Source organism: Pseudomonas sp. LB3P93, from assembly GCF_054898025.1.
Map to the genome: position 1 here is coordinate 5,921,290 of NZ_CM142713.1, position 14,093 is coordinate 5,935,382.

The window sequence follows — 14,093 nt, forward strand, 5'->3', positions numbered from 1 at the left end:
GCAATTAGCTTTCTCAAAGATTCGCGGCCAATCGCTCGGAAATTTTGAGTAACATAGCCACCTAACTATCTGAACATCTCCGGCTGGAGGTGGACTATATGTATAGATCTCAACTGTTTTATCACCTGAAGGAGCGCTCCCATGTCCTGGTCCAAACCTGCTTACACCGACCTGCGTATCGGCTTTGAAGTCACCATGTACTTCGCAAGCCGCTAAGGTTGTCGTGTGGTTCAGCGCCTCGGTATTGCCGAGGCGTTTTTATTTTCAGCGTTGAAATGATGGAGCGCCCATGTTTGTCCAGATTCTAGGTTCCGCCGCCGGCGGCGGTTTCCCCCAGTGGAACTGCAACTGCGTGAACTGCGCAGGTTTTCGCGACGGCAGCCTGAACGCCAAGGCGCGGACCCAGTCGTCCATCGCAATTTCCGATGACGGCGTGAACTGGATCCTGTGCAACGCGTCGCCGGACATCCGTGCCCAACTCCAGAGCTACACCCCGATGCAACCGGGCCGCGCCCTGCGCGACACCGGCATCAGCGCGATCATCCTGATGGACAGCCAGATCGATCACACCACCGGCCTGCTCAGCCTGCGCGAAGGTTGCCCGCATCAGGTCTGGTGCACCGACATGGTCCACGAAGACCTGAGCACCGGTTTTCCGCTGTTCAAAATGCTCACCCACTGGAACGGCGGGCTGACCTGGAACCGCATCGAACTCGACCGCAGCTTCACCATCCCGGCCTGCCCGAGTCTGCGCTTCACCCCGCTGCCCCTGCGCAGCGCGGCGCCGCCGTACTCGCCGCACCGCTTCGACCCGCACCCGGGCGACAACATCGGCCTGATCGTCGAAGACCTGAACACCGGCGGCAAACTGTTCTATGCGCCGGGCCTGGGCAAAGTCGATGCGCCGCTGCTGGAAATCATGGCCGGCAGCGATTGCCTGCTGTTGGACGGCACGATGTGGGATGACGACGAAATGCAGCGCCGTGGCGTCGGCACGCGTACCGGACGGGAAATGGGCCATCTGGCGCAAAACGGCCCCGGCGGCATGCTCGAAGTGCTGGAGCAGTTGCCCAAGCAGCGCAAGGTGCTTATCCACATCAACAACACCAACCCGATACTTGATGAGGATTCGCCGGAGCGGGCTGAGTTGGCTCGGCGCAATGTTGAAGTGGCCTACGACGGCATGAGTCTTGTGTTGTAAGCAGCTGAGACCGCTGCGCGGTCTATCGCCAGCAGGCTGGCTCCCACAGGTGAATGCGATCACCTGTGGGAGCCAGCCTGCTGGCGATGAGGCCGGTCCAGACACCACAGAATCCACCGGTTGTACCCGGAGAACCGCAATGACTGACACCCCAATGTCCCCCGCCGAATTCGAAGCGGCCCTGCGCGCCAAGGGCGCCTACTACCACATCCATCACCCCTATCACGTGGCGATGTATGAAGGCCGGGCGACCCGCGAGCAGATCCAGGGTTGGGTCGCCAACCGTTTCTACTATCAGGTGAACATTCCCCTGAAGGATGCCGCGATCCTCGCCAATTGCCCGGACCGCGAGATCCGTCGCGAGTGGATTCAGCGCCTGCTGGATCACGACGGCGCCCCCGGCGAAGACGGCGGTATCGAAGCCTGGTTACGTCTGGGCCAGGCGGTCGGCCTCGACCCGGATCATCTGCGCTCGCAGGAACTGGTATTGCCCGGCGTACGTTTCGCCGTGGACGCCTACGTCAACTTCGCCCGCCGGGCCAGTTGGCAGGAAGCCGCCAGCAGCTCGCTGACCGAGTTGTTCGCGCCGCAGATCCACCAATCGCGCCTGGACAGCTGGCCGCAGCATTACCCGTGGATCGACCCGACCGGTTACGAGTATTTCCGTACGCGCCTCGGCCAGGCACGCCGGGATGTGGAGCACGGTCTGGCGATCACGTTGCAGCATTACACGACGCGTGAAGGCCAGGAGCGCATGCTGGAAATTCTCCAGTTCAAACTGGACATCCTTTGGAGCATGCTCGATGCCATGAGCATGGCCTACGAATTGAACCGCCCGCCGTATCACAGCGTGACCGAAGAACGGGTCTGGCATAAAGGAATCACCTTATGAGTTTTGATCGCAGCAAGACCCCGACCTGGCGTCAGGGCTACCGCTACCAATACGAACCGGCGCAGAAAGGTCATGTGCTGCTCTACCCGGAAGGCATGATCAAACTCAATGAAAGCGCCGCGCTGATTGGCGGTTTGATCGACGGAGAACGCGATGTCGCGGCGATCATCGCCGAACTGGACACGCAGTTCCCCGGCGTGCCCGAGCTCGGTGAAGACATCGAGCAATTCATGGAGGTTGCCCGTGCTCAGCACTGGATCGAACTTGCCTGATTCTGCGTCAGACAAGTTACCGCCCAAACCAGAAATCGGACTGCCCTTGTGGCTGCTGGCCGAGCTGACCTATCGCTGCCCCCTGCAATGCCCGTACTGCTCAAACCCGCTGGATTTCGCCGAGCAGGGTAAAGAACTGAGCACCGAACAGTGGATCAAGGTGTTCCGGGAAGCGCGGGAGATGGGCGCGGCGCAACTGGGCTTTTCCGGCGGTGAGCCGCTGGTGCGCCAGGACCTCGCCGAGTTGATTGCCGAGGCGCGAAAGCTGGGCTTCTACACCAACCTGATCACCTCCGGCATTGGCCTCACCGAGCAGAAAATCAGCGACTTCAAGAAGGCCGGTCTGGACCACATCCAGATCAGTTTTCAGGCCAGCGACGAGCAAGTGAATAACTTGTTGGCCGGTTCGAAAAAGGCCTTTGCGCAGAAGCTTGAAATGGCTCGCGCGGTGAAAGCCCACGGTTATCCGATGGTGCTGAACTTCGTGACCCATCGGCACAACATCGACAAGATCGACCGAATCATCGAGCTGTGCATCGCCCTTGAGGCCGACTTCGTCGAACTCGCGACGTGCCAGTTTTACGGTTGGGCACAGCTCAATCGTGTCGGCCTGCTGCCAACCAAGGAACAATTGGTCCGCGCCGAGCGCATCACCAATGAATACCGCGCAAAACTTGCAGCCGAAGGACATCCGTGCAAGCTGATTTTCGTCACACCGGACTACTACGAAGAACGCCCGAAAGCCTGCATGAACGGCTGGGGCAGCATTTTTCTTACGGTCACGCCGGACGGAACCGCACTGCCCTGTCACGGCGCCCGACAGATGCCAGTGAAATTTCCCAACGTACGCGACCACAGCATGCAGCACATCTGGTACGACTCGTTCGGCTTCAACCGCTTCCGCGGTTACGACTGGATGCCCGAGCCGTGCCGTTCCTGCGACGAGAAAGAAAAAGACTTCGGCGGCTGTCGCTGCCAGGCATTCATGCTCACGGGGGACGCGAGCAATGCCGACCCGGTGTGCAGCAAGTCGGAACATCACGGCGTGATTCTCAAGGCCCGCGAAGAAGCCGAGCACGCGACCCAGACCATCGAACAACTGGCCTTTCGCAATGAACGAAATTCACGACTCATCGCTAAAAGCTGAACCCTTCAGCGCCTCCCGGGCCGTCGCGGCCGGTATCGACTTCGCCGAATTGCTGGTCGGCAAGCATGGCCTGTTCTGGAACGAATACCGACCCGAGGATGCTGCTTGCAGGATCTGGCATTGGCGCGATGGTCAGGCCCATTGCCTGACGCCGGTAGGCTTCAGCGTGCGCAGTCGAGTGTACGAATATGGCGGTGGCGCGTTTTGTCTGACCGATGACGGGATTGTGTTCGTCAACGAAGCAGATCAACAACTCTATCGACAATCGCTGGCGGGCGAGGCGCCTGAGGTACTGACCTCAGGGGAATGCCGTTACGGCGATCTGCAGTTTGCCAATGGCCAGGTGCTCGCGGTTGAAGAGAACCGTGATAGGCATCGACTGGTCGCCATCGACGTGGCTGACGGCAGGCGTCATCTGCTGGCCGAAGGCGCCGATTTCTACGCCGCGCCGACACTGAGCCCTGACTCGCAACGATTGGCGTGGATCGAATGGAGCCGCCCGGATCAGCCATGGACCGCAACTCGCCTGATGGTTGCCGAACGCCAGAACGATGGGGGCTTTGCTCGACCGCATTGTGTGGCTGGTGAGGGTGTTCAAGAGTCGCTGCAACAACCTCGTTTCGATGGCGGCCAACTGTTTTGCCTGACGGATCGCGGCGGCTACTGGCAGCCATGGGTGGAATCCGCAGAGGGCCTTAGCCCATTGGCGAGTGCCGCCGCTGATCACGGGCCGGCACCGTGGCAGTTGGGTGGCAGCACGTGGTTGCCGCTGGGCGAAGACAGCTTCCTGGCCAGTTGGACCGAAGGCGGGTTTGGCAAGTTGGGGCTTTGCGGTGACGCCGCTGAAGATTTCACCGGTGATTACAGCCGCTTTCGACATATCGCGCTCGATGAACAATACATTTACTGCATCGCGGCATCGCCGGTCAGTTCTTCGGCGGTCATTGCCATCGACCGCGAGACCCGACAGGTCACGGTATTGGCCGGCGGGCTCGCACCGTTACCGGCTGAGAAGATCAGCGTCCCGCAAACCCTGCGCTACCCGAGCGGGTCGGGCGAGGCTCATGGCTTCTTTTATCCGGCGATGACCGGCGAGGCGAAACCGCCGCTGGTGGTGTTCATCCACGGCGGTCCGACCTCGGCCTGCTACCCGATGCTTGATCCACGCATTCAATACTGGGCGCAACGCGGCTTCGCCGTGGCCGATCTCAACTACCGCGGCAGCAGTGGCTATGGCCGGGCTTATCGCCAGGCGTTGCATTTGAGTTGGGGCGACGTCGATGTGGAGGACGCCTGCGCAGTCGTCGCGCATCTCACAGAACGGGGCTTGATCGACGGCGACAAGGCGTTTATTCGCGGTGGCAGTGCCGGTGGTTACACCACCCTTTGTGCGCTGGCCTTTCAGCAGGTGTTCCGCGCCGGCGCCAGCCTTTACGGTGTCAGCGATCCCGTTGCACTGGGCCGGGCGACCCATAAGTTTGAAGGCGATTATCTGGATTGGCTGATTGGCGATCCGCTACAGGACGCCGAGCGCTACGCCGCGCGCACTCCGTTGCTACATGCGAGCAACATCAGTGTTCCGGTGATTTTCTTTCAGGGCGAACTGGATGCCGTAGTGGTGCCGCAACAGACCCGGGACATGGTCAAGGCGCTACAGGACAACGGCATTCTGGTTGACGCGCATTACTACGCGGACGAACGCCATGGCTTTCGCAAGGCCGGTAACCAGGCCCATGCGCTGGAACAGGAGTGGTTGTTTTATCGGCGGGTGATGGAGTTCGCGGACTGAAGGCTGCGTTCCGTGCGGAAATTGCGGCGCCGCATTCGCGAGCAAGCCCTCTCCCACAGGGATTTCTGTACACCACAGATCCAATGTGGGAGTGAGCCTGCTCGCGATTTCGATCTATCTGGCGACGCGAACCTCAGCGCTTGGCAATGATGTACACCGCATGCACGATCCCCGGAATGTAACCGCACAACGTCAGCAGAATATTCAGCCAGAACGCGCCGGCAAAACCGACTTGCAGAAACACACCCAGTGGTGGCAACAGAATGGCGATGATGATGCGAATGAAATCCATGGGGCAGCTCCTGATTGAAGTGGACTCGTGTGAGCCCTACTGCTAATCGACACGCGCCGTTCGTCAGGGTTCAGCGCGGTTCTTCACGCCAGTATCTCTAGACCGTGTTTCTGAACGATGCTCAGCAACTTGAGCGCCATACCACTGGGCAGTCTGTCACCGGCCTCCCATTTTTTAACCGTCGAAGCGCTGGTGTTCAAATAACAGGCGAAAACCGGTTGGCTGACATTGTTGCGCTCGCGCAGCTGTTTGATCTGCTCCGCATGAATGGCCTCCGGTACAGGAGCCAGACAAAGTTCCTCGAACTCGCGCAAGGTAGTCTTGCTAATTGCACCGATGGAAAACAAGGCACTGGCAGACTCGTATACAGATTCCGATACCTCACTTCTAAATTTCTTACTCATAAGGGATCTCCACAAACTCCTGATATCCGGGAAGTAGTGGACTTGCACCTAAAAAGCCACTGATCGCGAAATCACTCAAGCGCTGATTGCATGTGGCAAAACGCAGAGACAAAAAAACGCCCCACGCGAAAAGAATCAAACGTGGGGCGATGCGTTATTACCGCGAGACGGTTCGGGAATTCGTGTGAGAAAGGTCTGATCAGACCGCAATCCCTTTGCGGCACTGCAGTTGCGCGGTGCGTACGCGGGAAAAGGCGCGGGACAGGCGCAGGAGCATTTCGTCGATGTTGGCTTTGCTGACAGTGAGGGCCGGGGTAAAGCGCAGGCAATCGGGTTGCGGGGCGTTGAGCAACAAGCCTTCGTACAACGCTGATTTGACGACGGCATCAGCCGAATCGTCGGACAGGGTCAGTCCCCAGAGCAGCCCTTGCCCGCGCAATTCGCCGTGGCCATAGCGATGGGCCAGACGACTCAGGCCTTCGCGCAGGTGCTGACCGGTTTCGCCCACATGCTCGAGAAAACCCTTGTCGTGAATCGTATTGAGCACGGCAAGACCGGCCGCTGTCATCAGTGCATTGCCATGATGAGTCCCAGTCAGATCGCCCACCTCGAAACAGCAGGCCTTGCCGCGCGCCAACAACGCGGCCAATGGCACACCACCGCCCAGCCCTTCGCCGAGGACGACGATATCTGCCCGAACGCCATAGGATTGCTCGGCAATCAAGGTGCCGCAGCGACCGAAACCCGTTTGTACTTCGTCTAGGATCAACAAAATGCCCAGGTCCCGGCACAGGCGTTCGACACCCTTGAGGTAGGACGCGGTGGCCGGAATCACCCCGGCTTCGCTCTGGATCGGTTCGAGCATGATTGCCACCGTCCGGGCATCGACCGCTGCGTGCATCGCTGCAAGATCATTGAAGGGAACGTGGTGGAAGTCCGACAGTGAAACCGTCCCGGGACTACGGCCATGGCAGCCGTTACTCGCAACGATGATCCGTGAAGCCCCGCCGCGATGTCGTTGTCCCCATTTACGTGCCAGTTTGATCGCGGCTTCACAGGCTTCGGTGCCACTGTTGAGCAGGTACGCCTGATCACTGCCGGTGCTGGTGCAGAGCCGCTCGGCAAGGTTGAGCATGCCGCGGTTATGCAGACCAAAACCGGGGTTGATTAGCGATTGAGCCTGTTCCGAGATCGCGTTGACCAGCACTGAAGGGCTGTGGCCCAGGCTATTGGCGCCGCCACCCTGCGAGAAATCCAGGTAAGCGCGGTCATCGCTGTCCCACAACCATGAGCCTTGGCCGCGGACAAAAATCTGTTTCGGCCGCTCGACACTGGGCATCAGGCACTCGCTGGAAAGGTTGTCGCTTCTGGACGACTGGAAAGTGTCTGCGACCAAGTCATCGAGGCTCGGTGGAGTGCGACGCAAGTTGAACAGAGTCATCGGGACAAATCTCGCTTGAGGTTTTTTGCCTTACCTATGCAAACACCATCGACGTAAACGGTATTCATCGTGCGCTCTGGCCCTGTAAGCCTTGTGAATGCGGTTAGACTAGGCTCAGGCAAGGCGTTGAGCCATTTCGATTTCCCAGCATTTTCGATAAGCGCACCTTATGGATTTCAAGCAACTGCGTTATTTCGTCGCGGTCTACGAAGAAGGCCATGTGGGCCGGGCGGCCGAGCGACTGTCAATCTCCCAACCGGCACTGTCCCAGCAGATCCGCCAGCTCGAACAAAACCTCGATGTGAGCCTGTTCGAACGCAGCAGCAAGCGTCTGCTGCCCACGCTGGCTGCCCATACTTTGTACAACCACGCCCTGCCCTTGCTCGATGGCCTGCAGCGGGCGCGCGAAGCCTTGGGCAACTTCAAGGGTCAGGCTTTGCGCACCTTGGCCATTGGCGTGTTGCAGACGGTTCACACCAGCCTGGTGCCGCAAATGCTCGAACGCGTGCGCAAGGCCCAGCCACATCTGGTGGTGCAGATCTATGAATTGACGGGCCTGGAAATCGAGCGAAGGCTGCTCAATGGCTCCCTCGACATCGGCATCAGCTACCTGCCGCCCCGTCAGCCGGGTTTACATGGTGTCTTGCTGTACGAAGATGAACTGACCCTGGTCATCCCGGCGGACCATCCGCTGCGTGAATTCAAGAAGGTCTCGATGAGTCAGGCCGCCGAATTGCCCATGCTGTTGCTGGGTGAAGAATTCCAGATACGGCAGATCTGGCAGACACAACTGGCCAATCTGGGACGGCGTCCGCAGGTGCAGGCAGAACTGAACAACATGGCGGGGATTCTCGACAGCCTGCCCCACACTCGGTTGGCCACCGTCCTGCCTGGGCGCTCACAAAAGGCGCTCGGCAATAACGAACTGCTTTGGAAACCGCTGACCGAGCCGCGAGTGCCGCTGAAAGTCGGATTGGTGTGTCGGGATGTGCAACGGCAACAAGCCTCGCTGGCCTTATTGCGTACGCTGTTGGAAGAAGTGATGAACCGGCCGGACGAGCGCTTGAACAGCTCGACTACGCTCGACGGGCTGAGCTGACTACTTTTCTGCAGGCAAAAGAAAACCCCGCCGAAGCGGGGCTTTGCAGACTGTTTCCCTGACATCCATTTCACTCCGCCGTCCTGGCAGAATCCTACGTGTCCGTGTTGTTGCTTTGCGCTTCCTGCGCGACGTCCATGTGAAGTAGATTAGCTCTGGATCCAATCGACGCCTATGGGAAAACAGCAGCACGTCACGTAAGAGAATGCTTACATGGCGCGGCTTCGTCAGAACTGTGCAGCGTCCAGCAGGAACAGCGACTCGCTACCTGCCTTCACCGAAGCACTCAACGAGTGAATACGCGGCAGCAGACGTGCGAAATAGAACCGCGCCGTGCCCAACTTGCTTGCGTAGAAATCGTCCTGCGCTTCTTTGCCGATAGCCGCCTTGGCCATCAATGCCCACATGTACGCGTACGCCACGTAACCGAAGGTTTGCAGGTACTCGACCGATGCGGCGCCGATTTCGTTCGGGTTGTTTTTCGCCCGGTCCAGCAACCACGAGGTCAGTTCGTCGAGGGTGGTGACGGCATCGTTCAGCGGCTTGGTGAATTCAGCCAGATCATCGCTGGCGGTGGCGGTGAAGTGACGGATCTCGTCAGCAAACAGGTTATAGAACGCCCCGCCGGTACCCACGATCTTGCGTCCTACAAGGTCCAGCGCCTGAATGCCGTTGGTGCCTTCGTAGATCTGGGTGATGCGCACGTCGCGCACCAGTTGCTCCTGGCCCCACTCACGGATGTAACCGTGGCCGCCGAAAACCTGCTGGCCGTGAACGGTGGTTTCCAGACCGAGGTCGGTCAGGAACGCCTTGGCCACCGGCGTCAGCAGTGCAACCAGATCTTCCGCTCGTTTGCGGGTGGTCGCGTCTTCGCTGAACTTGGCGGTGTCCAGTTGCATGGCCACGTAAGTGGAGAATGCACGGCCGCCTTCGTTCGAGGCTTTCATGGTCAGCAGCATGCGACGCACGTCCGGATGGACGATGATCGGGTCGGCAACCTTGTCTTTGTTCTGCGCGCCGGTCGGCGAACGGCTTTGCAGGCGATCGCGGGCGTATTCGACGGCGTTCTGGTACGAGCGCTCGCCGGTGGCCAGGCCTTGGATACCGACGCCGAGACGCTCGTAGTTCATCATGGTGAACATCGCCGCCAGGCCTTTGTTCGGCTCGCCGACCAGGTAACCCACGGCTTCGTCGAAGTTCATCACGCAGGTCGCGGACGCCTGGATGCCCATCTTGTGTTCGATCGAACCGCAGTTCGCCGGGTTGCGCGCGCCCAGGCTGCCATCGGCATTGACCATGAACTTCGGCACCAGGAACAGCGAAATGCCCTTCGGCCCCGCCGGCGCGTCCGGCAGTTTGGCCAGTACCAGGTGGATGATGTTTTCGGTCAGGTCGTGCTCACCGCCGGTGATGAAGATCTTGGTGCCGCTGACCTTGTAGGAACCGTCGGCCTGAGGATCGGCCTTGGTGCGGATGATCCCCAGGTCCGTGCCGGCGTGCGGCTCGGTCAGGCACATGGAACCGGCCCAGACCCCGGCGTACATGTTTGGCAGGTACGCGGCTTTCAGCTCTTCGCTCGCGTGGGCGTTGATCGACAGGCAGGCGCCGGCGGTCAGCATCGGGTACAGACCGAATGACAGGCTGGCGGAGTTGACCATTTCTTCGACTTGCGCCGAAACAGCCTTGGGCATGCCCATGCCGCCGTAAGTCGGATCGCCACCGACACCGACCCAACCGCCTTCGGCATAAGTCTGATAAGCCTGTGGGAATCCTGCCGGCGTGGTGACGGCACCGTCCGCCCAATGGCAACCTTCTTCGTCAGCCGCACGGCTCAGGGGTGCGATGCTCTTGCTGGTGACCTTGCCGGCTTCTTCGAGAATGGCCTCGACCGTTTCCGCATCGACGGTTTCGGCCAGCGCAGGCAGCTCGGCCCAGAGTTTGGCGACCTCGAAAACTTCATTGAGGACGAAGCGCATATCGCGCAGGGGCGCTTTGTAGTCAGCCATGGCAAACCTCGCAAGATCTAAACAGGTGAATCGTGGGAATGATTTTTTCGTTGGGTTCGAGTGTAACCCAACAACTTTTGCGACACATAGGGTCAGCCAGTGACCGTTTTGTAATGTTTAGTCACTGACTATTCAGTCATGAAAAAGCCCGCAACAACGCGGGCTCCTTTGTCACTGGATTTAGAGACTAAAGCGCAAACATCTCCGCCGGCAGCTGCATCAAGCAATCACTCCCCGCCTCAATAGCCGCCCGATGAGCGGCGGTGCGCGGCAGCAAACGCTTGAAGTAAAACTCGCTGGTTGCCAGTTTGCCCCGGCAGTAATCCGCATCGCCGCTGCCCGCGTCGAGTTGTGCCTGGGCCACCAACGCCATGCGCAGCCACAGATAGCCGAGGATGATGTAACCGCTGTACATCAAGTAATCCACCGACGCAGCACCGACTTCATCCGGATTCTTCATCGCGGCCATGCCGACCTTGGTGGTCAACTCGCCCCACTGCTGATTCAGGCCATTGAGTTGCGCCACATAGCTGGCAAGTTGTGGGTGCTCGGCATTCGCCGCGCAGAACTTGTGGACGATTTTGGTGAAGCCACGTAGCAGTTTGCCCTGGCTGCCAAGCACTTTGCGCCCGAGCAAATCCAGCGCCTGAATGCCGTTGGTGCCTTCGTAGATCGGCGCGATCCGGCAGTCGCGAACCAACTGCTCCATGCCCCATTCACGGATAAAGCCGTGACCGCCAAACACTTGCATCCCGAGGTTGGTGACTTCCAGACCGGTGTCGGTCATGAAGGCTTTGCAGATCGGCGTCAGGAACGCCAGCAGGTCTTCGGCGTCCTGGCGCGCGGTTTCATCCGGGCTCAGATGCGCCACGTCCAGCAGCTGCGCGGTGAAATACGTCAGCGCGCGGTTGCCTTCGTTGAAGGCTTTCATGGTCAGCAGCATCCGGCGCACGTCAGGATGCACGATGATCGGGTCGGCAGCTTTTTCCGGCGCTTTCGGGCCAGTGAGCGAACGCATTTGCAGGCGATCGTTGGCGTATTTGATGGCGCCCTGGAAACTCGCCTCACCCAGACACAAACCCTGCATGCCGGTCCCGAGCCGCGCGTGGTTCATCATGGTGAACATGCAGTTCAGGCCCTTGTTCGGCTCGCCGATCAAGAAGCCTTTGGCCTCGTCGAAGTTGAGCACGCAGGTGGCCGAGGCCTTGATGCCCATTTTGTGTTCGATCGAGCCGCAGGAAACGCCGTTGCGCTCGCCGGCTTCACCCTGGGTATCGGGTAGGAATTTGGGAACGATGAACAGGGAAATGCCCCGGGTGCCTGCCGGAGCGTCCGGCAGTTTGGCCAACACCAAATGAATGATGTTGTCGCTCATGTCGTGTTCGCCGGCCGAGATGAAGATCTTGCTGCCGGAAATCGCGTAGCTGCCATCAGCTGAAGGCACGGCGCGGGTTTTGATGATGCCCAGGTCAGTGCCGCAATGAGCCTCGGTCAGGCACATGGTGCCGGTCCATTGGCCGGCGGTCAGTTTGCTCAGGTAGGTATTCTTCTGCGCTTCGGTGCCGTGGGCGTGGATGGCCGACATCGCGCCGTGGGTCAGACCGGGGTACATGCCCCAGGACGTATTGCTGGAGCCGACCATTTCACTGATGACCAGGCCCAGGGAGCTTGGCAAACCCTGGCCGCCGTAAGCCGGATCAGCTGCCAGACCGTGCCAGCCGCCTTCCACGTATTGTGCGAAGGCCTGCTTGAAACCTGTAGGAGTGGTCACCACGCCATTGTCGAAATGGCAGCCTTCTTCGTCGCCGCTGCGATTCAGCGGCGCCAGAACGTTCTCACAGAACTTCGCGCCTTCTTCGAGGATCGCATTGACCATGTCCGGGCTGGCATCGGTGGCGCCCAGCGCGGCGTAGTTGGTGTGGAAGTCGAAGACGTGGTCGATCAGAAAGCGCATGTCGCGCAGGGGGGCTTTGTACTCAGGCATGGTCGTTTCTCCGTCAGCAGATCGTTCAAACCTACTGCCGCCCACCCTGCCTCACAATCACAGTCCAGACGCTGAATGCGCCATCATCACTCAACCCGCAGCGGCGTCCATCCGCACCGCGCCACGGCGAGTCTGACCGAATGCCACCACACAATTTCGCCCCGCGCCTTTGGCGCTGTAGAGCGCTTCGTCAGCGGACTTGAGCACTTTTTCCGGGGTTCGCTGCTCCACGCGTTCGGCGACGCCGATGCTCACGGTGACCGACACACTTGAAGCGCCCGGGCCGGCGCGCCGCTGGCGACCTTGCTGGTCGTCCTGCGGTCGGGCGTCTTGGTTGCGCAGTTGAATGTTGTACGTCGCGATGGATTCGCGGATGACTTCCAGGTGCGGCATGCACTCTTCAAGGGTTTTGCCCGCAAATACCAAGGCAAATTCCTCACCGCCATAGCGATACGCCCTACCGCCTCCGCCGATTTTCGACAGCTTACTGGCGACAAGTCGCAGTACTTGGTCGCCCACATCGTGACCGTGGGTGTCGTTGAATTTCTTGAAGTGGTCGACGTCGCTCATGGCCAGCACGTAATTGCGCCCCAAGCGTTGCATCCGCTCGTTCAAGGCGCGGCGCCCCGGCAGGCCAGTTAACTCGTCGCGGAAGGCCATTTGATAGGCCTCGTGGGCGACCGCCGCCGCAATCATCAACATCACCTGACTGCACATGATGTTCAGGGTGAACGGCAGGATGAACGTTTTCGGCAGCGCCCAGAACAACCCGAGCAAACCCACCAGTTGTGCGGCGTGCAAAGGTCTCGGGTTACGCCAGTATTGCCAGCTCAGCAGCAGGAACGAAGCGATGAATACGGGATAGGACAGCTGGATCAGGCTCATCCAGGCGCCATGCAGCGCCGGCCAACGGATTTCCGACAGCCACATCAGCAAGGCTTGTGGGTAACTTTGCTCCAGCCCCAACGCGACACTGCCGACGGCCAGCAACACCGCGAAGCGCGCCACCATGTCTTGAAACAAGTGCGTGCGTTCCTGCCAGGCAGCGAACACGCCGAATAACAGCGGCAACAAAAGACAACACAGATGGAAAACCACGGCTGCGTCATCACGGACCTTGCCGTTGTCGCGGTAATAATCGGTCTGGGTATCGAGCAGAAAGTAGGCGATGTACACCGTCACCATCAGAAACAGCTCGCGCTGTCGTCGGTAAACCGCACAGTACGCCCCGCCGAGCAACAGCACCAGGGTTGGCAGCACGTTGAACAGCGAGGTGAAGAAGACGTTGAGATCCTTGATGTAGGCGGCCGCAAGCCCCGCAAGTAAAAGCAGTAACGACGGTAGGAAATGGCTGAAACGTACAGCGGAAGAACGCGGCAAGGGTAAAGCTCCGACCGTCATGACAATAGATGGCATTGTGCCCACCTACTGTAACGGCAGAAATGCGGACTTACTGAGTCAATTGTCAGGTTTTTTTATCGGCTGCGTCAGTGGCTACAGACCAGATGGGCAGTGCCTGGATCCCATCAAAGATCGCGGGCGACAGCTTTTACTTTTCCCAAGAAC

At 59.5% G+C, this 14,093-nt stretch carries 13 protein-coding genes; 7 read left to right on the plus strand and 6 right to left on the minus strand.

Annotated elements, in window-relative coordinates; all coding sequences use genetic code 11:
* The first annotated feature begins 141 nt into the window (after window positions 1–141).
* The 6 genes from pqqA to ACYZT8_RS27150 all read left to right on the plus strand — a co-directional run bounded on the left by pqqA (window position 142) and on the right by ACYZT8_RS27150 (window position 5,301).
* Window positions 142–216 (plus strand): pyrroloquinoline quinone precursor peptide PqqA, encoded by a 75-nt coding sequence (gene pqqA / locus ACYZT8_RS27125; RefSeq protein ID WP_009045898.1) that lies wholly within the window; start codon window positions 142–144, stop codon window positions 214–216.
* A gap of 73 nt (window positions 217–289) precedes the next feature.
* The gene (gene pqqB / locus ACYZT8_RS27130) at window positions 290–1,201 is read left to right on the plus strand and encodes a pyrroloquinoline quinone biosynthesis protein PqqB (protein ID WP_461977267.1); all 912 of its coding nucleotides are present in this window, start codon (window positions 290–292) and stop codon (window positions 1,199–1,201) included.
* 139 nt (window positions 1,202–1,340) lie between these two features.
* Window positions 1,341–2,093 carry a pyrroloquinoline-quinone synthase PqqC gene (gene pqqC / locus ACYZT8_RS27135; protein WP_461977269.1) on the plus strand — a complete coding sequence of 251 codons (753 nt, stop codon included), beginning with the start codon at window positions 1,341–1,343 and terminating at the stop codon, window positions 2,091–2,093.
* A complete protein-coding gene (gene pqqD / locus ACYZT8_RS27140) occupies window positions 2,090–2,365 on the plus strand; it encodes a pyrroloquinoline quinone biosynthesis peptide chaperone PqqD (RefSeq protein ID WP_461977271.1) in 276 nt (91 codons plus the stop codon). Before pqqC ends, pqqD begins: the two co-directional genes overlap by 4 nt.
* Window positions 2,358–3,512 carry a pyrroloquinoline quinone biosynthesis protein PqqE gene (pqqE, locus tag ACYZT8_RS27145; RefSeq protein WP_461977273.1) on the plus strand — a complete coding sequence of 385 codons (1,155 nt, stop codon included), beginning with the start codon at window positions 2,358–2,360 and terminating at the stop codon, window positions 3,510–3,512. The genes pqqD and pqqE overlap by 8 nt, the downstream gene beginning before the upstream one ends.
* Window positions 3,478–5,301 carry a S9 family peptidase gene (locus ACYZT8_RS27150; protein ID WP_461977275.1) on the plus strand — a complete coding sequence of 608 codons (1,824 nt, stop codon included), beginning with the start codon at window positions 3,478–3,480 and terminating at the stop codon, window positions 5,299–5,301. The genes pqqE and ACYZT8_RS27150 overlap by 35 nt, the downstream gene beginning before the upstream one ends.
* A 133-nt stretch (window positions 5,302–5,434) precedes the next feature.
* Here the strand turns inward: ACYZT8_RS27150 and ACYZT8_RS27155 are convergent, their stop codons facing one another.
* The 3 genes from ACYZT8_RS27155 to ACYZT8_RS27165 form a co-directional block, all read right to left on the minus strand.
* Complete coding sequence (locus ACYZT8_RS27155; RefSeq protein WP_007904205.1) at window positions 5,435–5,593, minus strand: YqaE/Pmp3 family membrane protein; 159 nt, start codon at window positions 5,591–5,593, stop codon at window positions 5,435–5,437.
* An 83-nt stretch (window positions 5,594–5,676) separates the two neighbouring features.
* Window positions 5,677–5,997, minus strand: a complete 321-nt coding sequence (locus tag ACYZT8_RS27160) for a helix-turn-helix domain-containing protein (protein WP_461977276.1) — start codon at window positions 5,995–5,997, stop codon at window positions 5,677–5,679.
* A 199-nt stretch (window positions 5,998–6,196) separates the two neighbouring features.
* On the minus strand, window positions 6,197–7,438 hold the full coding sequence (locus ACYZT8_RS27165) for an aspartate aminotransferase family protein (RefSeq protein WP_461977277.1): 1,242 nt from the start codon (window positions 7,436–7,438) through the stop codon (window positions 6,197–6,199).
* Window positions 7,439–7,607: 169 nt separating this feature from the next.
* Between ACYZT8_RS27165 and ACYZT8_RS27170 the strand changes: the two genes are divergently transcribed.
* Window positions 7,608–8,537, plus strand: a complete 930-nt coding sequence (locus ACYZT8_RS27170) for a LysR family transcriptional regulator (protein ID WP_461977279.1) — start codon at window positions 7,608–7,610, stop codon at window positions 8,535–8,537.
* Window positions 8,538–8,764: 227 nt separating this feature from the next.
* Here the strand turns inward: ACYZT8_RS27170 and ACYZT8_RS27175 are convergent, their stop codons facing one another.
* The 3 genes from ACYZT8_RS27175 to ACYZT8_RS27185 all read right to left on the minus strand — a co-directional run bounded on the left by ACYZT8_RS27175 (window position 8,765) and on the right by ACYZT8_RS27185 (window position 13,907).
* Complete coding sequence (locus ACYZT8_RS27175) at window positions 8,765–10,543, minus strand: acyl-CoA dehydrogenase C-terminal domain-containing protein (protein WP_461977281.1); 1,779 nt, start codon at window positions 10,541–10,543, stop codon at window positions 8,765–8,767.
* Window positions 10,544–10,730: 187 nt separating this feature from the next.
* A complete protein-coding gene (locus ACYZT8_RS27180; protein ID WP_461977283.1) occupies window positions 10,731–12,527 on the minus strand; it encodes an acyl-CoA dehydrogenase C-terminal domain-containing protein in 1,797 nt (598 codons plus the stop codon).
* 90 nt (window positions 12,528–12,617) lie between these two features.
* Entirely contained in the window at window positions 12,618–13,907 is a 1,290-nt protein-coding gene (locus ACYZT8_RS27185; RefSeq protein WP_461982626.1) for a GGDEF domain-containing protein, read from the minus strand.
* Window positions 13,908–14,093 lie beyond the last annotated feature (186 nt).

What these genes read in the sequence shown, in the direction of transcription:
- ACYZT8_RS27180 (WP_461977283.1), bottom strand. Translation starts at nt 12,527, where the DNA reads ATGCCTGAGTACAAAGCCCCCCTGCGCGACATGCGCTTTCTGATCGAC.
- ACYZT8_RS27165 (WP_461977277.1), bottom strand. Translation starts at nt 7,438, where the DNA reads ATGACTCTGTTCAACTTGCGTCGCACTCCACCGAGCCTCGATGACTTG.
- ACYZT8_RS27155 (WP_007904205.1), bottom strand. Translation starts at nt 5,593, where the DNA reads ATGGATTTCATTCGCATCATCATCGCCATTCTGTTGCCACCACTGGGT.
- ACYZT8_RS27150 (WP_461977275.1), top strand. Translation starts at nt 3,478, where the DNA reads ATGAACGAAATTCACGACTCATCGCTAAAAGCTGAACCCTTCAGCGCC.
- pqqB (WP_461977267.1), top strand. Translation starts at nt 290, where the DNA reads ATGTTTGTCCAGATTCTAGGTTCCGCCGCCGGCGGCGGTTTCCCCCAG.
- ACYZT8_RS27170 (WP_461977279.1), top strand. Translation starts at nt 7,608, where the DNA reads ATGGATTTCAAGCAACTGCGTTATTTCGTCGCGGTCTACGAAGAAGGC.
- pqqC (WP_461977269.1), top strand. Translation starts at nt 1,341, where the DNA reads ATGACTGACACCCCAATGTCCCCCGCCGAATTCGAAGCGGCCCTGCGC.
- pqqD (WP_461977271.1), top strand. Translation starts at nt 2,090, where the DNA reads ATGAGTTTTGATCGCAGCAAGACCCCGACCTGGCGTCAGGGCTACCGC.
- ACYZT8_RS27160 (WP_461977276.1), bottom strand. Translation starts at nt 5,997, where the DNA reads ATGAGTAAGAAATTTAGAAGTGAGGTATCGGAATCTGTATACGAGTCT.
- ACYZT8_RS27175 (WP_461977281.1), bottom strand. Translation starts at nt 10,543, where the DNA reads ATGGCTGACTACAAAGCGCCCCTGCGCGATATGCGCTTCGTCCTCAAT.